The organism is Vibrio sp. EA2 (genome assembly GCF_033042495.1).
Taxonomy (GTDB): domain Bacteria; phylum Pseudomonadota; class Gammaproteobacteria; order Enterobacterales; family Vibrionaceae; genus Vibrio.
Window position 1 is genome coordinate 460,681 of sequence record NZ_JAWLID010000002.1, and the last position, 20,850, is coordinate 481,530.

Sequence of the window (20,850 nt, forward strand, 5' to 3'; positions counted from 1 at the left end):
TTAGCTCAGAGGTGGAAAATAGAGCTTGGTACCAGGTGCTATATTTCGCACGCTAGGTAATTGGTTGTATGCCGCCACTTTGGAATAGTAGGAGCTGTCTTTGTAAATTTGATGGCAAAGTCCCGGTAAGGTGTCACCCGCTTTAAAAACGACATGATGTGTCAGATCGGGGGAGGACTTTTTGGCAAGTGCTTCTTTCTCTTGCTCAGTGAGAAATTGAGTAAAGTCTAGGGTAGCGGTTGCGCGTAAAGGAACACCACTTGAATCAAAAAGTACGTAAGAGACAGACATGGACGTGAGGCGTCCACGAAAGCTAAGCGCCGTCCCCCAACTGATTTTTACTGGGTTCGGTTCGTGCTGCTTTCCGTTATAGTCGTAGATCACTTTCCGAAGCAGAGTCAGCTGGTCTTGAACGGACTTTCCTTTTTTATACTCAACCACACCCGTGGCATCGATCATTAATTCAAAACTGAGTTTCTCACTTTGGTATCCCTGAAACTGCACTGTCGGCGCTATATCGCCCTGAGATTGTCGGTGTTTACAAGGGTCATCGGTATAGCCAATGCCATAATCCTGCTTGATGGAATTTGGATTAAGCATGGCATTAAAGGTGGTTGCGGTATTACCGGAAGCTGCAATCGACTCAATTTTTAGCTTATCGACCATGCCTAGCGCTCTCTGTTTTCTTGCTGGAGTTTACGGTGCATCCATTTTATGGTTTGGAATTGCGCCGTGTGTTGAGAAGAAACCTCGGAGAGAGCTCCTGCGCCTTTATCCGCGCCGTCACATTGGTGCTCCTTTTTTTGTTTCGATGATTCTTTTTCTTCAGTCGTGACATTGGAACGAATCGACATTTGTTTGATTTCTATAGGCATACGTTAGTCACCTCTTGAACGGCTATTTTGTGCGGCTTGCTCTGCTGTAACAGATCTCAACTTCTTCAATCGCAACGTCATTTTTCGTCGAGTTGAACCCTTCAACTCGCCATTTAACGGGGTAGGCGTTATAGAGCACCCATACCCGGCATGGAGAGCCTTTTTCATCAAGCAATCGGACCGAGACCGTTTTTGGGACGATTGCTTTGGAAAGTTGCGCTTCAAGCGTGTCCTGACACCATTTCACCAATGCCGAACTGGAATCAGCGATACCCCGCTTTAGCGTCAGATTAGAGTGTTTGATCACTTTAGGTAGGTGATAGACCAGATTATTTCCGCCTTCCTGATAGTCTTCGGTATCTATTTGAGCTTCTAAACCAGAGATTTCCTGAAAAGCAGAATCATCTTGGTTGTTACCGATCACTACGCTGAAGTAAAACGCGGGTAGGGGCCATTCATCTGCCATAAGCTCAGATCTCCAATAACGCTTTGTATGCCACAAACTGGCTTGGTTAACGCATCAAGCACGACAACCAAGCCAATGAGTTGCACTATGAGGTTGTGATTTCTAACCCTTCATGTGCCAGTTCTATGGTTTCTACGGCAACCTCATTACCGTCGGATTTCAAGTCGGTGCCTGTTACTTTTGTTGGCCACGCATTTTTTAGTTTCCAGCTCATCACCACACCACTATCTTGATCAAGTAAGTTGATGGTGACGGCGGTTCGAGCAATAGTGTTCATTTGGATCTTACTAAACCAGTCATAGAACTTGTTATCACTCTTAAAAATGCCTTTTTTCAAAGTGACGTTACTGGTTTTCACTAGCCCCGGCATCTTGATCGTCGAGAACACTTTGCTGTTGCCTGCGCGGTATTCAATTGGTTGGGCTTCGGTATCCAGACCCGATACTTCCTGGAATGCGGCGACCATACTTGCGTCGGCACCAGCACCACCATCCCATTTGACTTCAAAATGGAATTTGGGCATCGGCCATACGGTTTCTGATTGAGCTGAACCATCATCTGCCATGGTAGTCTCCTTTCTACAATTCGTTCATAAAGTTACGAAGGACTACGGCTAAAAGCCTTCTGCGCTTTTGAGTACTAAGTAATTATGATTCTTGCATTTTTTGCTGGAAGGTAATCTCAATGAATTCAGCCGGGCGACTAATGGCTACCAACACTGTAATTCTCAAAATACCTTCTAGAATATCGTCGCCGGTCATTGTTTTACCCAGCCCGACGCTAACGCTGTATGCCTCGCCAGGGGATGCCCCCGCCAGACCGCCACGTTTCCAAATGCCGTATAGGAAGTTACCAATCATGCTTTCCATCGATACCCAGGTACTGGAGACATTCGGCTCAAAAACATAAGCCTTTGAGGCAAGTTTGATAGATTCTTCAAGCATAATCATGGTTCGACGAACGTTAATGTATCGCCAGTCAAGGCTGTTACCATCAAGTGTGCGTCCACCCCAAACTAAGATGCCTTCACCAACAAATGGTCGAATCGCGTTAATGGATTTACCCTGAGTAGTAACGTTGAGATCTTCTTGTTCGTCATCGCTGATATTAACCGTTGGAGAGACAACGGCGTTTAGGCTGACGTTAGCTGGTGCTTTCCATACTCCTCTTGAATTATCGACCATGGTATAGACACCAGCCATTGCCGCCGCTGGAGGAAGTATATTTTGTTGGTGCTTCACTTCCTTCATGATGGTTTGGTAAAGTGGGCTGATGGTTTGTAGCACCTTATTAAGCAGTACCTGCTCTTGATCAGGTAAATCTGTCGTGAGCTTAGCAATTTCATCAAGCATCTGCTGTTTGCGCGTAACGCGAAGTTTATTACCGCCGCTGTTGAGCTCATCTTCGGAAAGGCCATCAAGATCTTTAAAGGCCTCGTTGACTTCATTGGTGAGTAATTCAGAAAGCTTATCTAAGTTGCTGATGTTATGGAAGTTAACATCACTGTCCTGCACGATGGAAGTATTGAGCCAAGGGTAGTAAGCCGAGGAATAATCCAGATAATTAATACCAAGTTTGGAACGGAAGTTTTCGATACAGTCCCCACTTGGATCCTGACGATCTTTAAATCCTTCCCAGATATCGAGTATCGCGACTCGATTTTTCATTTTACCACCACAATGTCCGAGCATGGCTTGCTGGACATTAATGCACGCCTCTTCTGCCAGTTGCACACTTTCAGGGATCACGAGCATGGTAGCCTCAGGCTCTTTAATCAGCGGATCAATTCCCCCTTTTAAAACGCCTGGATCAAGGTCGTCACTATAGCTTCCAACCGATACGATATAGCAAGGCCCACCGCCATTTTGAAAGAAAAACAGCATATTGTGATAGAGTGTATAGCGTGTATTCGATTGCTTTATCTGATAAGCCGTACCTTGTTGGCTAAAAGCGACCGCGGCACTCGCATCATCACCAGCTTCACTGATCTCAAAAGTTGGTAACGGCGCGCCACCGAAGTACTGGCGAAACTCTGACATCGAAGTGATGCGCCAGGGTACTTTACTCAGCGATTTTCCGCCATTTTCAGCTTTCTCTGTATAGCCAATAAACGCTGGCACAGCAGTAGCGACCTCGACAACAGAATTGGGGAAGGCATTTTTCTCAACTATGTAAACGCCCGGTGTTTTCATTACAACCATAGTTAAATCCTTTAAGTGAGAATTGAATGGTTACCAAATGCTCGCGATTAGCAGAGTAATACTTCACCCAGTACTGCTGTCATAGCGAGGCAGTTACTAATAAATAATGTAGTAAACAAAATGCACTGCATTTAAATTAATATTAGATGTGCAAACTGATTTTTGTATCATTAAGATTTATTTGGAATGTAAATCACTGTTTTCAATTTAAAAACAGTTTTTATCGCTACGCCAAAAAAATATGACATAGACGTTGAGGTTGATTATCCATTGTTTCAATTTCAATGTGTGCAGGGCTGGCGGAGGCTAGACGACGGTAGATGATTTTATGGTTTGCTTTGAGTTGAAGTGACAAATCAGAACGTTGTACAACGGGTAGCGAGGTATTGGAGCGGAACACTAGGCAAGGCTTATGATTGAGATGCTGTATCCCAATGTTTTTAAACGTGAGTTCGCCGTTGGAGTCGATAATTTGATATTCCTTCGACTCATTGTCGGTAAAAAAATAATACTGCCAATAAGCGTAAGTGTGGCTGTAATTTAATATTACTTGTCTGTTTTCATTATAAAAATACGCTTCATTAATGGTCAGGTTTATTATTCCGACAAGGTTTTGACTTAATTCAAATTCTGAAATAGCAGCGTATTGATCACCACTGATAATATCTTCAGCGGTCAACCATTGTTTGGGAGACACCGAAAGAGGCGACTCACTACCTAAATGCATCTCGAATAGTGCAACCGACATCGGCGTGGACAATGGAATATCGGTATAATTACGAAATAGTGGGTCTTTACTGAACACTTTAAATTGCAATAAAGCAGGAGAGTCAGGTGCAGAGATCTCTTTCAGCATATCTATGTCTGCAACAACACATAATCCATCAAGTGTAGGCTTTAAAAACATGTAGTTATGCTTTAGCCATTGAATAGTATCGTTTGTCGGAACCACATCAATAGGTACGCTCATGCGACTGTTAGAAAAGTAATCATGATTGACCGAAAGAACAATATAGGGGACATAATTCGACATTATTGTTCCCGTTTTTGTAAGTTAGATTTGACGAAATTTAACGGCCCAGATTGCAGCAATACCGCTTCGCTGTTTGGGATCGCAACACGCACCTGATAAACGCATGATGGCAGGTAATGGGAACCAAGCATGCTCCACATATGGCTCAAATTGGCTTCAGTGAGAGTCGCCATTTCCATCGCAATTTGTTCGATAAACTCCGGCATATCGGGGGCGTTCTGTCGATTGAATAACGGGTTTCGATTAAAAAATGCCAGTAAATGAGACAATATTTTTAAGCCGTCGGTGTAATTGGATGCAGAGAAGTTTGCAGCAACCACCACGGAAACCGCTAAAAATAGAGGCTTGTTCGGTATTGCGGATCGAGACGTGGGTTGGAAAGCGGCGATATTTCCTCCCTTAGAGAAGGGATCTCTTTCCAGACCGCTAATAAAAATAAGCACTTTATTTTCATTAGAGCCATTACTTTGCTTATTAATATCAGAAGGGGAAGCCACAATGACTAAGTTGTCTGACAAATCAAAAGCTGAGTTTATTGACTGATTCATACGTTCACACAGGTACTCAAGACAGCTATCTAACATAGTTTTCTCTCTCTGTTAAAACTCAGTTTAGCTAGGTTTAATCGAATTGCTGTACACCGGATACAAATTCTTTGGCTTCGCTCGATTAATTTGGGTAGGTAAACGGCGTGATACAGTGGGTTGTTGAATGGTTCTAGCCGTAAAGGGAAGGGATCAAAAAAGGCCCGCGGGATGACGGGCCTTGTTAAATACTAGGAAATTAGCGTTCAGGCGTTTCCAGTAATTTAACCACGCTTTCTACCGTGTTGTTAAGCGCCTCGCGATTGTCGAGCTTACCCGAACTTGCTGGGCCAAGTGCACATGTGTACAAAACAAGCTGCTTATCGAAAGGGAGATCGAGCTGCTCATATAAGTCTTGACGGATTTTAGCGTGTTGTTCTGGTTCTTGGCTGGCAAGGCTAACTAGCGTGTCATAAATAATATTTTTCATGGTTATCAGGTTTGTTATCGTTGGGGGTGCATATAGTGTAATGGTTTGCAAGACGAAAATCTGACGCTTGGGTCACATATCACTTGGTTTGAGATGTATTGATCCAAATCAATGGATGAATAGTTTGGTGTGGTTTTTATTACTAGTGGATTTAACTATCCTAATGAGCGGGTTTGCATTAAAGCTGAAGAAATCATTAAAGATTTGAGCAAAATCCACCTTAAGCGCCAATTTATAAGCTTTAATGTACGGAGATGAGCGAAAGAAAAGGTGACAATATGTTAAGTAAACTAAACAATCGTCTTTCTACCGTGGCAGAACACATGGCTGACCTTGAATATCAGCTTGGTACCTATCTCCAACCCGGCCGATTTACTTGCTGTGTAAAAGGAGAAGAGGTATTCCTTGAATATCAGCACGATTTGGAGTTTGAGAACGCTGCTGACCAAGCGGAAGCTCTGTTGAGGTTATTCAACATTCCATTGGAAGGCGACGAGAGAAAGCTGCTTGTAGAAGTCACGGGTAAGGGCAATACGACCAAACTTCACCTCGACTTATCCTGCGATGATGAAAGTGATCTGTTACTTAAATACGTTTGCTCCGAGCTTTTATTAGCTTTTCGCGCGCTTAGCTGAAAACGCTCATTCCAGCATGGCGATTATCTCATGCGCTTAAATGCCTTTGAGTATTTGTTTTCTTAGCTGCACCGAACCCGATAATATTTATTAGTGGTCACTTTAAAGAGCGACCACTAATAGGAGAGCTAAGCAGATTGGGTTTGGTCTCGGAATTGTTGCGGCGTGATACCTGCGTGGTTTTTAAATGCGGCAAAAAAGGAGCCCGGATGCTTAAATCCGCTGTCATTGGCGATATTCTTTATCGGGTTTCGAGTGTTACTCAGCAACACTTTCGCGTGGTTAATGCGCATAATAATTAAATACTGTTTTATCGAGACACTCAGCATATTTTTAAACAGTCCCATCGCGTATTTCGGATGCAGTTTCACATGGGCTGCGATGTCATCGACCTTGATGTCTTTGTTGTGGTTTTTAGCAATGTAATCGAGCATAAGTTGCACGTTTTTGTAACCCGTATCATTGGGGTGGCGTGAGGAGCCGTTACGCAAAAAGCTGAACATTTCGACTTTATAATCGAACGAGCAGAGACGTCGCAGCATTAAACAAACCTCGTCACTGACTATTCCATTTCTCACGCTATTTTCACTGTGATAACAGTTGAGCCAACGATTACTTTCGGCAAGGCTGACGATCCCATCGGTGTGCGCGGTGATCACCCCACCATGCATAATTTGTTGCACAAACTCTTGTGGTAGCACCCAACCTAGAAAAGCGCTCAAGGGAATATTAATGATCCCGACCAGAGCATCATCACTGACTTTACTTACTCTATGCGGTGTCACTGCCCAAAACACGGCCATCTCTCCCGCAGATATTTGCACGCTGGCATTGTTGATCCCGTATTCGAGCGTCCCTTTGTGCAGCACGTTTATCTCGACTTGCTGATGCCAATGGTAGTCAGCCATGTAAAAAGGTTGGCGTTGCTCAAAACTCAACTCAGTGTCGACATCAAGTAGCGGTGCTGAGCGCATATCGTTGACTAAATAGTTGACGTTTTCAGACTGAAATACTTCCAAATGATGCATATAAAATTGTCCAGGTAACGTTTTGGGAGTTCTATAAAGTAAGTTTTCGAGATAAGACTACCAGATGGTGTTTATTTGAAATGTGATCTGGATTGGCTTTGTGGGTTAGTGTGTAAAGGGTTGTGAGGTTTTGTATTGAGTGTTGCATATGAATTTTGGTTTCGCTTTTTATATAAAGACTCTTAAAAAGTAAGGTTTGGTGATGTGGGTGTTTTTTTCGATTTGATGACAAAAGAAGAGTCGTTTAATTTGATTGCAAGTTAATCGTTTGCCACATATCGAGTAAGATGTAATGAAAGAAAAAAAATTAATTGAGTTAAGCGGAACGGAGTCCCAACTTATTATTGAGGTTGGTGATTTTGCAGAAATTCTACACTGGGGTAAGAAGTTAAGTGGCGGCTTAGACAACTCTCGCACCGCTTTACTCCGTCCAGTTCCACATGGACGCTTAGATAAAGACGTAGCAATGACGACTTTGCCTGAACTTGGTCGCGGCGTATTCAGCAGCCCTGGATTGGAGGGGCATCGCGATGGTCAGGACTGGGCGCCAGTATTCTTCCTTAAAAATATTCAACAAAGTGATGGCCAAGTTACGCTTGCAAGTGAAGACGAACAGGCAGGCTTACAACTGTTGACGGAAATTTGTTTAGATGAATTTGATGTTGTAAAGACTCGTCACACACTCACTAACGTTCAATCAGGGAAGTACTGGGTTAATCGCTTTGCGAACTCAATGCCATTACCTGTAAGAGTCAATGAACTGATGACATTCCACGGTCGTTGGGCTAGAGAATTTCAAACACAACGTCAGCCACTGCTTCATAACGGCTATCAGCAAGAGAATAGACGCGGCAGAACGTCACATGAACACTACCCGGCAATGGTCGCTGGTACGTCTAACTTCAGTGAGACACAAGGCGATGTTTGGGGATTCCATTTTGCTTGGAGTGGCAACCATCGATTACGTGCTGATGTAAAAACGGATGGTCGTCGTATGATGCAGGCAGAAGTCATTTACTTCCCTGGAGAAGTCGCGCTGGAAAAAGGGGAAAGTATCTCTACCCCATGGTTGTATGCGAGTTACAGCGAGAATGGGCTTAACGAGATGAGTCATCAATTCCATTCACATGTAAGGCACTCGATCATCGCTGAAGACTTTAAGAATAAGTTACGCCCGGTGCATTTGAATACATGGGAAGGGATCTATTTTGATCACGATCCTGAATACATCATGGAAATGGCTTCGCAGGCAGCAGAAATGGGAGTGGAGCGTTTTATCATCGATGACGGATGGTTCAGAGGTCGTGACGATGATACTGCGGCATTGGGGGACTGGTTCCTGGATGAGCGCAAATACCCGAATGGTCTCGAGCCAGTTGTCGAACACGTTAACGCGTTGGGCATGGAGTTTGGTTTGTGGTTTGAGCCTGAAATGATAAACAAAGACTCAGATTTATTCCGCGAACATCCTGATTGGTTACTGGCTGTCGACGGTTATGATCAACCAACCGGCAGACATCAACATGTTATTGATTTACAAAACGATGATGCATTCAACTTCTTATATGAACGATTGGATCATTTCTTAAGCACCTACAATATTCGCTACATCAAGTGGGATATGAACCGAGAAATCGTTCAGCCGGCGCATGATGGCGTGGCTTCTGGTCGCAAACAAACAGAGCGTTACTACCAGTTAGTCGATAAGGTAAGAGCCAAATTCCCTCATGTCAGTATTGAGTCTTGCGCGGGTGGCGGTGGCCGTATTGATTACGAAATTTTGAAACGCACCGACCGTTTCTGGCCTTCGGATAATAATGATGCCTTAGAAAGACAAGGGATCCAGCGTGGAATGAGTTACTTCTTCCCGCCAGAGGTGATGGGTAGCCATATTGGTTCTGATAAGTGTCATTGTACTCGCCGCCGTCATAGCATTGAGTTCCGTGGATTGACGGCACTGTTTGGTCATATGGGAATAGAGCTTGATCCGGTGAAAGAAGATAGCAATGAAAAAGCGAACTTTGCTCATTATGTTGCGTTGCACAAGCAATTAAGGTCGCTACTGCACACAGGAAAAATGTGGCGAACACCAACCGATGACAGCTCACATCAAGTGTTATCAGTGGTATCGGAAGATCAATCTGAAGCCGTTGTGATGGTCGCTCAACTTGATATGCCAACGCACTCGCTGAGTGGCAACCTGCGTATACTGGGTCTGGATGATAAAGCGACTTACCGCATTTATGTTTTAGACAAACCAGCCAACTACAACGACATTGTCGTGTTCCAGCCACCTTGGACTGAAGCTGGTTGTGAACTGAGTGGTGAGTGGTGTAAAGAGGTTGGTTTAAGCATGCCGCTATTAGATCCGGAAACAGCGATGTTAATCAAAGTTGAGAAGGTAAATTGATTCGATACTTCGAATAATTAAAAACGGTTTTGGCTATCAATGACGTGTCATTGGTAGTCAAATATACCGAAGACAAAGAACAGGGTAGTAACATGTCTAATCAAATAACGATAAAAACCAAAGCATCCTACGGACTTGCAGCATTAGGTAAAGATTTTGCCTGTGCACCAATTTATATCTTTTTAATGTTTTACTTTACCGATGTTGCGGGTCTCTCGGCAGGCTTTATCGGTACTATCTTTTTAGCGGCGAGAATCATTGATGCCGTCACTGACCCAATGATGGGAATGGTCGTTGATAACACACGTTCAAGATTTGGTAAGTTTCGTCCCTGGATCGTCATTGGTACACTTTTAAATGCTGTCGTTTTGATCGCTTTATTCCGTACGCATACTTTTGAAGGCACGCCGCTTTATATCTATGCAGCGGCTGCCTATATTTTGTGGGGCTTGACCTATACGATTATGGATATTCCGTATTGGTCGATGATTCCTGCGCTGTCGAGCTCTCGTCAGGAAAGAGAGAAACTCGTCATTTGGCCACGTATGTTTGCCAGTCTTGCATGGTTTTTAACCGGTACTTATGGTCTGACTATCATTGGCAAGTTAGGTAATGGAGATCAGGGAGAAGGCTTCTCCAACCTCGCGATATTAATTGCGGTACTGTTTATTATGAGTGCATTCTTAGTCGCAAGAAATGTTAAAGAGAGTGTGACCGTTGATAAAACCACGGAAAGATTTAACTTAAAAGATGTGGGTGATATTTTAAAGTCTAATGACCAGCTCAAAGTATTAATCAGTTCAGTATTGACGTTCCAAATTGCCAATATGATATTTGGTGGCTTTGCAATCTACTACTTCACTTATGCTTTGAATAAGGCTGAATTGTTTTCTACTTATATGATGGTGTCAGGGATTGCTGAATTTATCGGTGTCATTACTTTCCCTTATATAGCAAAGTTATTCCCTCGTAAAAACCTTTGGCTAATTGCTTGTGGTCTTGCGATATTATCTTGTGTTCTATTGTATCTAATGCGTGCCTTTGTCCCTGGTAGCGTACTTCTGATAGCCATGGGAGCTGCCGCTAAATCCTATGGTGTGGGCATTGTAAATGCACTTCAGACCGTAATGTTGGCTGATGTTGTCGATTATGGAGAATATAAAACAGGTCACCGAAGCGAGAGTGTGATCTTCTCAGTACAAACCATGTTGGTTAAGTTTGCAGGTGCAGCCGGTGGGTTTATTGTAGGTGTTGGGTTGTCATTCGTTGGCTATATCCCTAATGAAGTTCAAAGTAGCGAAACCATTGCAGGTTTGGAATTCATGATGATTTGGCTACCGACGTTATTAATGATAGCCAGTTTGGTTGTTTACCGTAAATTCTATCGCCTTCATGATGGCTTCGATAAAAATAAAATTGAAACGGCGATGGAGCGATATGGATTTAAACGACCAATACTGCTTAGCAACTAAGTGAATAAATCGTAAATTCCCCCTAATCAAATAATATTGAGGAGAAGGATAACAAACTTATAATCTATCGAGTACCTTATCTAAACCAATTAATAGTGAACTTTCACTATATAAATACTGTTTAATTATTTATTATTAATTAATTTTATTAGGTGTAGAGTTTAATAAATTATTTTATTAGAAATAAATTATTAACAGTAACTAAAGCTAATTCAGTAACGGAACAATTGTCTTTTTAAAGAAAGGGCGGGATTTATATTGTTTAAATTCCTCGATTTAATAAAAACAAATATAGGTAAATTATGAACAGAACATTTAAACTATCTCTGGGCGCTGTCTGTGTTTCTTTTGCATTGCAAGCAAATGCTGGTGTTAAGATCATTGATAATGAATTAGGCAACTTCTCAATTGCTGGTAATGTCGAATTAAACTTTAACTACCGAGACCGTGAGTCAAACGCATCTGGTGACCAAGAATTTAACCAGGATGGCCGTGTGCTGATTGAGTTTGCTGGCGAAAAATACACAGATAAAGATTATTTTGTCGGTGTTAAGGCACAACCACTATTTGAAAGTACGGGCAATGTGGTTTTAGATGATGCTTACTTTGAGTTTGGCAAAAAAGATGGTTGGGCGATCAAAGCCGGTCGTTTTGAGGGCTCAGATATGTTCCCTGTTGGTTTGGATGTATTCCTCGAATATTCGGGTGATACGTCTAATGACCTTTACACCGATGGCTGGGCCTACACTTACCAACTGAAAGAAGCGCGTGGTCGTGGGTCTGATGGTCAATTGATGTATCACCAGACGTTTGGCAACCTCTATGTTGAACTGGGTTCTATGATGGGCGATCGCTCCAACCTGTTTAGGGATGGTGTTGATGGCACGTATCATGGCAATGAAATCGATAAAAGCAAAGACTCTTTTTTAGTTCGTCCTCTTATCGCTTACGATTTAGGCCAGTTTCGCATTGCTGCCGCGATGGAAACAAATTTAGTTTCTAATGCTGTTGTGGCAAATGGTGTTGATATCTCTGACCGTACTGGCTATGGCGTCACGGGTAACTGGTCTAACGATGGTTGGTCGGTTAATGTCAATGTGGCTTACCTAGACGCAGTCGATGAAACCAACTTTAGTACTGGCGTAAACGCGCTTTGGAATAATGTCGGTATTGGCTATGTTTACGCAGACAACGAATACGAAAACAAAGAGCTTTCTGGCTGGGTGGATGGTAATGTTGAAGTCTCTACAGTTTACGCATCTTATGCATTCAATGATGTACTAGATGTTCAAGATTTCAATATCCTGCTTGGTTCATATTATACCTGTATTTCGAATAAGCTGACTCAGACACAATCTGATGAGGACTTCAAAGAAGATGACGATTTCGGGGCTCGAATCCGTCTGTTCTATGCTTTCTAAATGTGATTGGGTATAAATAATTTCAGCCATAGTTAATGCCTGCTAGGGTATTAGCTATGGCTTGTTCTCCTCGCCGTCACTATCTGAAGCTAAAGTCACACTGCAACGAATTTTTATCTCATTGTCCTATTCACTATGGTGCTTATATAGGCATTAAGCTCTTATTTATAATGGACTGATTACCGAACTTTCTTATTCCTTTCTGGCTATCTCCAATAAATTAGCTAAAGCATCAACATCCACTTTGGATATCAGACATTTTCAGGATATAACCGCACCGAACTGTGTACATCGGTCTATTATTTTTCTATACCACATTCCAATTAGCTAGTTGCTGGAAGAGGCTAGGTTACCTTCATCAATAATGATAATAAATCTGACTATTCCAGATAAAAGATAGTGTGACCTACGTATGGTTTTCATGATTGTGTGTATGAAAAAGTAAGAATAAAAAGCGAGGTTAATACGGTTAGCAGCTGTCGCTAAACTCAAGTGTTTAGATTCAATTACTTGGCTTTGGTTAGGCGTAAGGTTTGCTATGTCGTGCGTATAAGGATTTTGTTTAATTACTCTTGAAAAGTAAGAATTGGTGATGTGAGGACAGAACTGGGTTTGATGATTATTCAAGAGTCGGATAATTTGAGTTGAGTAAACAAAAAAGAAATAACACGTACTCTACCATCTATATATTAAAGGACTGTGCATAATGAATTATAAGAAGCATTTATTAGGACTCTCAATTGTATGCATATGCTTTCCAGCACTATCGGAAACGCTGCCAGAAGGGGCGACAAAAATTCCCAAAGCTGCGGAAATACCAAATCGCTTATCTATTGAATATTTTTCACCTGAGCAAATTGTTGAGTTCAAAAAACTTGACCACTACGCTGAGCCTCAATGGCTTACCGATAATTACGTTAAAACCGGAAAATTGCCGCCAGTTGAACAACGTTTACCTGACGTCCCAATGGTATTAAAAACCGCATCTATGCCTGATGGCGTTGGTGTTTACGGTGGCGTTCTTCGTCATGTTATTGGTGGCCGACCACAGGGTTGGAACTGGTCGGCTGCACACTCTCAAGGGTGGGGCGGTATCAATTATGTCGTGCAGCAATGTTTAACTCGCACCGGTCCAATGTATCAGATTAAACCTGATGAATTAGAAGTGCTTCCGAATCTGGCGCAAAGCTGGGAATGGTCTGAAGATGGTAAGGCGTTAACCATGCATCTGATTAAAGGAGCTAAATGGTCAGACGGAGAACCATTTACCTCGGAAGATGTACGCTTTTACTGGGAAGATACGGTTTTAGAGCCAAGAGTACCTTCTTTCTCTTCGCAAAATGCGTTAGGTGAGGGTGCTGAGCTAGAGATCGTTGACGAATACACCATTCGCTGGCATTTCGATAAAGCGTTTCAAAATCAGGCACTTTATAACATGGCCTTTATGACATTCTGTCCGGGGCCTGCACATATTCTCAAACCACTTCATCCGAAATATAACGATAACGTCACATTTGAAGATTTTAGCAACGCGTTACCTGCTAATGAAGTGCCTACTGTGACGATGGGACCATGGGTGCCGGTAAGTTACAAAGACGATCAGATTATTGTTCTGCGCCGTAACCCTTACTACTGGAAAGTGGATGAAGCGGGTAATCAACTGCCTTATATCGACGAAATGCGTTACAAGCTTTCTACCTGGGAATCACGAACTCTAGAGACCATGTCAGGCAGTGCGGATTTTTCCAATATGGAAAACCCACCGATATACATTGAAACGCTACGCAAGCTTGCTGCGCCTAATTCACCAACCCGAGCCATGTTTGGGCCGCGTAACCTGGCGTTCCAGATTCAGATGAACATGAACCCGACATTATCTGTCAGCGATGACCGAGAAGCGGCCATTCGACAATTGAATCGAGACCTAAAATTCCGTAAAGCGATTTCTCATGCGATAGACAGAAAGAGCTTAGGTCAAGCGCTGGTGAAAGGTCCGTTTACGGCTGAATATGCCGGTGGCTTGCATCCGGAAACGGCGTTTTACCGTGAAGATGATGTTGTTTATTACCCATATAACCCAAGCTTGTCCAAGCAATACTTAGCAGAGTTAGGGCTGGTTGATACCGATGGTAATGGTGTTGTGAACTTCCCTAAAGAGGTGAACAACGGCGATGACGTTGAGATTGTTATAAATAGTGGCAACGGCACGGCAGACGGTGTCTTCAATGAAAACCTGGTTTCCATGATGGAAGATATTGGCATCAAATTGATCCCAAGGATACTCGATAGCGTCCAGGGTGACTCATCGCGTGACTCGGGTGATTTTGACTGGCGTTTAAACCGTAGTGACAAAGAATTAATCGTTCCTATGCAACGTATGGAATGGTTAGCACCAATTGCGGAGAGCGGTCCGATATGGCACCGAGGCACCGAAAATAAACCGCAGGTACTTCAGCCATTTGAAGAGAAGATGGTTAACTTGGCGCATGAGATATTCATCGAACGAGATGCTGCAAAACAAGCGGATCTTATCGGCCAGTTAAACCATGAAATGACCAAGAATGTCTATCACGTTGGCTTGGTCGCCTATCCGGGGGCTTTACTCGTCAATAAGCGTATTAAGAACGTTCCTAATGCGCCAATAATAGCATATCAGTGGGCTGAAGATGCCGTAATGCGTGAGCGTTTTTGGGTACCACAAGATCAGCAGCTAAAAGAACTGCAGCCACACACGGTTCCTGAGTACAAGTAACATAAGGACAAGGCGGGAAGCAATCTCCCGCCTGAATATGGGATGTAACATGATTGAATTTATTACTAAACGGATACTTAGCACTATCGGTTTACTGCTTGTGCTTAGTGCTATCACTTTCGTCATCATCCAACTGCCAGATGGAGATTACGGCGATTTAATTAAAAACCAAGCGATTTCTATGGGCGGAGCTTCTCCGGAGCAGGCTCAGCAGTTAGCGGATGCCGCCAGGGAGCGTTATGGCTTAAACGAACCGGTTCTTACTCAGTACGCTAACTGGTTAAAAAATATCGTTTTCCACTTTGATTTTGGCTACTCATTTGCTTACAACAAACCCGTTATGGACGTTGTTGGTGAACGTTTACCACGAACGATTTTTATCGCCCTTGGGTGTCATATTGGTGCGACTCTATTAGGTGTGTTTGCGGGGATATTTGCTGCGACTAACCAAAACAGAATCGGGGACAGAGTGGCGACGTTATTGTCCTTTATTGCGATGACTGTCCCTCGATTTGTTATGGCTATTATTATCGTTTATTTCATGATATTTGCTTGGGACATTGGCTCGATAGGCGCGATGAACTCTCCTGAATATCTATTTGAACCGATGTCCTGGAATAAGTTTTTCGATACCTTGGCTCACATCTGGCCGGTAATCTTTATTGCAGCCTTCGGTGGTATGGCATTCAACCTTCGACTAATGCGCGGTAACTTGCTTGATATTTTAAAAATGCAATATATCGAAACGGCTCGTGCAAAAGGGTTACGCGAACGCAAAGTTATTTATAAACACGCCGTACCGAATGCCTTACATAGTTTGATTTCTTATCAGGGTGTCGCATTGCCTTACATGATTACCGGGGAAATGGAGGCTGCGATGGTGCTTGGTATTCCAACCATTGGTCCTCTGATCATTTCTGCAATGGCAGAGCAGGATACGTATGTTATCGGCACCATCATGTTGCTAGTGGCGGCTTTGCTCATCATCGGTAATTTAATCTCCGATTTACTGCTAGCCATCTTAGATCCAAGAATTCGCTTATCGTAGGTAGTACTCATGAAACAATCACAAAGTTACTCGAGCTTAGTTTGGATACGTTTCAAACGAAATAAAATGGCATTGATGAGTTTGGTTCTGCTCACTCTTCTTGGCCTGACGTCTATTTTTGCCCCGTTCTTTTCGTCTAACGATCCAACGGTTCGTTTTAGCGAAAATATTTATGATGCACCGGCGAATATTCACTTCTTCGACTCTGAAGGTAATTTTCACTTACGTCCATTCGTCTATGAGAAGGTCGTGGATCTTGACCCAGTTACGTTTTTACCTGTCATCACAGAAAATAAAGACAGCCGTGTTGAATTAGTTTTCTTTAATCAGGGCTGGGAGTACGAGTTTTTGGGGATGAGCTTCAATACTCATTTGGTAGGTTTAGAAGACGGCTCACCACTATTTCTACTTGGTTCAGACAACTTGGGACGTGACTTGCTTGCTCGTTGTTTCTTCGGTAGTCGTATTACTTTGATCTTTGCGATTACGGTTGTATTCGTTGTGGTCTCTGTCGGTACGGTCGTCGGTATTCTGTCTGGCTATTATGGTGGCCGCTTTGACTTCGTTGTACAGCGTATTGCGGAATTGGCTTTAGCATTTCCAGCCGTTCCACTTTATTTAGCGCTGATTGCTGTGTTGCCTAAAACTGCCGATTCATTGAGCGTATTTATTATGCTCATCGTGATCCTGTCGTCACTACAGTGGGCGTTCGTTGCCCGTCAGGTTCGAGCTCAAGCCCTCTCGATGCGTAACCTGGACTACATTCGCGCCGCGAAATCAGTGGGTGCAAAAGATATGCGTATTGTACTGCGTCATATCTTGCCTAACGTCACCAGTAACGTGGTGGTACTTGCGACAATTATGTTGCCAACCATCGTACTCACCGAAAGTTTCTTCAGCTTTTTAGCCGTTGGTGTAAAAGCACCTATGTTTAGCTGGGGCTCACTGCTCAATGCTGCCGGGCAATTCCAGACCATAGGCTCTTACCCATGGCTGCTTTATCCCGTTGGTTTCATCTTAGTTGCTGTATTAGGTTTTAACGCACTTGGTGACGGTCTGCGTGATGCCGTTGACCCGTACTCTAATTAACCGCTGATGTTGAGGAAATATGATGCAAGATAGAAATACACCTGATAGTCAAGCGGCTAACAGACAAACCATAGCGAGAGTGGCAGGCCTTAATGTGAGCTTCAAAACCGAAGATGGTTTGGTGCAAGCACTGAATGGGGTTAGTTACAATATTAAAGCGGGAGAAATGGTCGCGCTGGTGGGTGAGAGTGGTTCCGGTAAATCGGTCTCAGCTCGTTCACTGATGGGGCTATTACCTAAACACGCTCAAGTTGGAGAGGAAAGCAAAGTAAATTATCGCGATATCGATATTACTACTGCAAGCGAGCGCCAGTTATTGAAGCTACGAGGTAATAAGATCTCGATGATCTTTCAGGAGCCAATGACCTCTTTAAACCCACTTTACACACTTGGTGAACAGGTCAGTGAAGCGATATTGATTCACCAGAAAATCTCTAAAGCTGAAGCGAAAAAGAAAACGATTGAGCTTTTTGAAGCGGTACAGCTTCCGCATCCGGAAGAACGCTTCGATCAATACCCTCATCAGCTTTCTGGTGGTCAGCGTCAGAGGGTCATGATCGCGATGGCATTGACTAATAACCCAGACTTACTTATTGCTGATGAACCTACGACAGCACTGGATGTAACGGTTCAGGCCAATATCTTACGTCTAATTAAGAACTTGCAAGAAAAAACGGGCATGAGTGTATTACTGATCACTCACGATTTAACCATTGTTCGCCAATTTGCAGACTACATCTACGTGATGAAGCGTGGTGAAGTGGTGGAGCATGGGGCAACCGAGAATATCTTCACCAAAGCGGAGCATCCTTATACTAAAATGCTGATCGACTCAGAGCCAAAAGGCGTCGCTTCACCTGTTCCTCAGGCGTCTCCTGTCATTTTGCATGCTGACAAGATGAGAGTTGAGTTTAAATTAGGTAAGAAAGGTTGGTTTAGTCGTGAGCCTGAGAAAACACTGGTAGCCGTCGATGATATCTCCGTTTCACTCAAACGCGGTGAGACATTGGGCATTGTTGGTGAGAGTGGTTCTGGCAAGACGACTCTCGCGATGGCGATGTTTCAGTTACTCAATTCAGGGGATATTAACGGAAAAGTTACCTATGACGGGCAGTGCCTGAATACTATCACCGATGAACAACTTCGTGTTCTACGCAAAGAGCTTCAGGTTGTATTCCAGGACCCGTTTTCATCATTAAACCCGCGTCTATCGGTAAAGCAAATTCTTGAAGAAGGGTTGATTGTCAACGGTTTATGCACCGATCCAAGTGAACGTCTGCTTAAATTGGAAAAAGCGTTATTGGACGCTGGGCTACCGGCTAATATTCTCAACCGCTACCCACATGAGTTCTCAGGTGGACAGCGTCAAAGGATCGCCATTGCAAGAGCGCTTGTACTTGATCCGAAAGTGATTTTATTAGATGAGCCGACATCGGCTCTGGATTTAACCATTCAGAACCAGATCGTCCAGTTACTTAAGCAACTGCAGCAAAAACGGGGCATCTCTTACTTATTCATTAGTCATGATTTACGAGTGGTGAAATCGCTTTGTCATCGAGTCCTGGTTATGAGGCATGGAGAAGTCGTAGAAGAAGGCCTAACGATTGATGTGCTGGAAAATTCACAAATGGAATATACACAAAAACTAATAAAAGCAGCTTTTGAAATCGCAGCGTAAAGATGATTTAAATGAATTTTCTCATCCTGTTTTTATATTAAAGATGATCGTTATTCTGCACGTTGAATTTATTTAAAGGATAAATTTAACGTGCACTTATTCCTTAAATAAATTTAAGAATAACTAGGATGGTTATTCTGTTTTATTTAAATAGTAAAGGTTAAACCCCGGAAATAAATAACATGCAACAATTAGCAAAAGATACTTTTCGTCCAGCAATGCACTTTACGCCACCATTTGGTTGGATGAACGATCCAAATGGCTTGGTTTACATCAATAATGAATACCACTTGTTTTATCAGTTCTATCCTTATGCGAATAAGTGGGGACCGATGCATTGGGGACATGCAGTGAGTGCAGACCTGCGTAATTGGCAACACTTACCACCAGCGCTTGTCCCAGATGAAAAAGGCATGTGTTTTTCAGGCAGTGCTGTAGTGGATTGGCGTAATACCAGTGGACTGTTTGATAACGAAGCACAGCCGGGTGTACTGACGTTTTACACTGCGTGTATTGCTCATGATGACGGCAGAGACAGTGAACAAATGCAGAGTCTTGCTTACAGCAAAGATGGTGGCTTTAGTTGGAATAAACTTGCCGATAATCCGATATTGCCTAACCCGGGGTTAAAAGACTTCCGCGATCCAAAGGTCATTTGGCATGAGCAAAGCCAGCACTGGGTGATGGTCGTGACGGAAGGGCAGGAGGTTGGTTTTTATCGTTCTAAAGATCTTAATCAATGGGAAAAAACGGCCAACTTTGGTTTGAATGAAGGCAAGCATGATGAGATGCCTTGGGAGTGTCCGGATCTATTCCCAATCCAATTAGAAGGCTCCGAGATTTGTTATTGGGTATTAATCGTCGGTGTGCAACGTTGCAGTCACGCAGGTGGCTCGGGCACGCAATACTTTATCGGCCAATTTGATGGTGAACGCTTTACCAACCACCACGATGCAGAAACCGTTCTTTGGCTTGATTATGGTAGAGACTATTATGCTGCTCAAACCTGGTCTGATGTCACAGATGGCGGTCGTACGTCAATTGCATGGATGAGTAACTGGCTGTATGCGAACGACGTGCCTACGCAAGCGTGGCGAAGCGCAATGAGTGTTCCTCGTGATTTAAAACTATCGCAAACCCAGTCAGGCTTGCGTTTGTTATCTTCTTTACCGAAACAGTGGCTTAAACCGCAAAGCACCACTGCGGTGCAAGAGAAAGCGCTAGGTACAGGAGATAGCTTATCCATCACTCAAGATTATCAAGCTGGCGTACTCAGTGGGGAATTGATCTTAAGTAAAGGAAGTGCAATTACGTTAGCGCCGTTGGGGACTGAGTACCTGGTTTATACTTTGCAGCGTCTTGAGGAAGGTTATCGGATTACCAGCAACAGAACGATTGACGTAGAAGGTGAGGAAAACTATCAAAATGCTTTTTGTCACGAAGTGAATTTGGACATGCCAGAGACCGAAAGCATTCAAATTACGGCGGTTATTGACCGATGCTCAAGTGAATTGTTGTTACAAGATGGCGAGTATTGCATCACAGACTTGAGTTTTGCGGCGGAGGTGAGAGGTTTTCAGTTACGATGCCTTGAAGGTGAAGTGACGGTGACCAACCTGAGTTTTGTTGCAAACGACGATTTGTAATATTAAACCGGAATAAAGAAAAACGCACCGAAGGGTACTAAAGCTCTCGGTGCGTTGTCGCTTAAGGGGGAGTGAGGTGTTG

General features: G+C 43.3%; 18 protein-coding genes. 9 read left to right on the forward strand and 9 right to left on the reverse strand.

Annotated features, from left to right (window positions below; genetic code table 11):
• The 8 genes from RXX31_RS06380 to RXX31_RS06415 all read right to left on the reverse strand — a co-directional run bounded on the left by RXX31_RS06380 (position 1) and on the right by RXX31_RS06415 (position 5,589).
• Positions 1-666 carry a peptidoglycan-binding protein gene (locus tag RXX31_RS06380; protein WP_317588246.1) on the reverse strand — a complete coding sequence of 222 codons (666 nt, stop codon included), beginning with the start codon at positions 664-666 and terminating at the stop codon, positions 1-3.
• 2 nt (positions 667-668) lie between these two features.
• On the reverse strand, positions 669-875 hold the full coding sequence (locus RXX31_RS06385) for a DUF5908 family protein (protein ID WP_268669251.1): 207 nt from the start codon (positions 873-875) through the stop codon (positions 669-671).
• A 22-nt stretch (positions 876-897) separates the two neighbouring features.
• Positions 898-1,341 carry a phage tail protein gene (locus RXX31_RS06390; RefSeq protein ID WP_014231706.1) on the reverse strand — a complete coding sequence of 148 codons (444 nt, stop codon included), beginning with the start codon at positions 1,339-1,341 and terminating at the stop codon, positions 898-900.
• Positions 1,342-1,426: 85 nt separating this feature from the next.
• Entirely contained in the window at positions 1,427-1,906 is a 480-nt protein-coding gene (locus tag RXX31_RS06395; RefSeq protein WP_014231707.1) for a phage tail protein, read from the reverse strand.
• Positions 1,907-1,988: 82 nt separating this feature from the next.
• A complete protein-coding gene (locus RXX31_RS06400) occupies positions 1,989-3,542 on the reverse strand; it encodes a phage tail sheath family protein (RefSeq protein ID WP_317588247.1) in 1,554 nt (517 codons plus the stop codon).
• A 226-nt stretch (positions 3,543-3,768) separates the two neighbouring features.
• A complete protein-coding gene (locus tag RXX31_RS06405; protein WP_317588248.1) occupies positions 3,769-4,575 on the reverse strand; it encodes a hypothetical protein in 807 nt (268 codons plus the stop codon).
• The gene (locus tag RXX31_RS06410; protein WP_317588249.1) at positions 4,575-5,159 is read right to left on the reverse strand and encodes a DUF4255 domain-containing protein; all 585 of its coding nucleotides are present in this window, start codon (positions 5,157-5,159) and stop codon (positions 4,575-4,577) included. Before RXX31_RS06410 ends, RXX31_RS06405 begins: the two co-directional genes overlap by 1 nt.
• 199 nt (positions 5,160-5,358) lie before the next feature.
• Entirely contained in the window at positions 5,359-5,589 is a 231-nt protein-coding gene (locus tag RXX31_RS06415) for a PAS factor family protein (RefSeq protein WP_317588250.1), read from the reverse strand.
• Positions 5,590-5,867: 278 nt separating this feature from the next.
• Between RXX31_RS06415 and RXX31_RS06420 the strand changes: the two genes are divergently transcribed.
• Positions 5,868-6,224: a hypothetical protein gene (locus RXX31_RS06420; protein ID WP_317588251.1), complete on the forward strand. Its 357-nt coding sequence runs from the start codon at positions 5,868-5,870 to the stop codon at positions 6,222-6,224.
• A 128-nt stretch (positions 6,225-6,352) separates the two neighbouring features.
• Here RXX31_RS06420 and RXX31_RS06425 read toward each other — a convergent pair whose 3' ends face one another.
• Positions 6,353-7,252: a helix-turn-helix domain-containing protein gene (locus RXX31_RS06425; protein ID WP_317588252.1), complete on the reverse strand. Its 900-nt coding sequence runs from the start codon at positions 7,250-7,252 to the stop codon at positions 6,353-6,355.
• 292 nt (positions 7,253-7,544) lie between these two features.
• Between RXX31_RS06425 and RXX31_RS06430 the strand changes: the two genes are divergently transcribed.
• The 8 genes from RXX31_RS06430 (at position 7,545) to RXX31_RS06465 (ending at position 20,768) form a co-directional block, all read left to right on the forward strand.
• Complete coding sequence (locus RXX31_RS06430) at positions 7,545-9,662, forward strand: alpha-galactosidase (protein ID WP_317588253.1); 2,118 nt, start codon at positions 7,545-7,547, stop codon at positions 9,660-9,662.
• A gap of 92 nt (positions 9,663-9,754) precedes the next feature.
• A complete protein-coding gene (melB, locus tag RXX31_RS06435; protein ID WP_317588254.1) occupies positions 9,755-11,134 on the forward strand; it encodes a melibiose:sodium transporter MelB in 1,380 nt (459 codons plus the stop codon).
• 302 nt (positions 11,135-11,436) lie between these two features.
• Positions 11,437-12,555, forward strand: a complete 1,119-nt coding sequence (locus tag RXX31_RS06440; RefSeq protein ID WP_317588255.1) for a carbohydrate porin — start codon at positions 11,437-11,439, stop codon at positions 12,553-12,555.
• A 706-nt stretch (positions 12,556-13,261) separates the two neighbouring features.
• Entirely contained in the window at positions 13,262-15,307 is a 2,046-nt protein-coding gene (locus RXX31_RS06445) for an ABC transporter substrate-binding protein (protein ID WP_317588256.1), read from the forward strand.
• Positions 15,308-15,356: 49 nt separating this feature from the next.
• Complete coding sequence (locus tag RXX31_RS06450) at positions 15,357-16,355, forward strand: ABC transporter permease (RefSeq protein ID WP_317588257.1); 999 nt, start codon at positions 15,357-15,359, stop codon at positions 16,353-16,355.
• Between the two features lie 9 nt (positions 16,356-16,364).
• Positions 16,365-17,444: an ABC transporter permease gene (locus RXX31_RS06455; protein WP_317588258.1), complete on the forward strand. Its 1,080-nt coding sequence runs from the start codon at positions 16,365-16,367 to the stop codon at positions 17,442-17,444.
• A gap of 22 nt (positions 17,445-17,466) precedes the next feature.
• Positions 17,467-19,122: an ABC transporter ATP-binding protein gene (locus RXX31_RS06460; protein ID WP_317588259.1), complete on the forward strand. Its 1,656-nt coding sequence runs from the start codon at positions 17,467-17,469 to the stop codon at positions 19,120-19,122.
• A 182-nt stretch (positions 19,123-19,304) separates the two neighbouring features.
• Positions 19,305-20,768, forward strand: a complete 1,464-nt coding sequence (locus RXX31_RS06465; RefSeq protein ID WP_317588260.1) for a glycoside hydrolase family 32 protein — start codon at positions 19,305-19,307, stop codon at positions 20,766-20,768.
• The last annotated feature ends 82 nt before the right edge of the window (positions 20,769-20,850 follow it).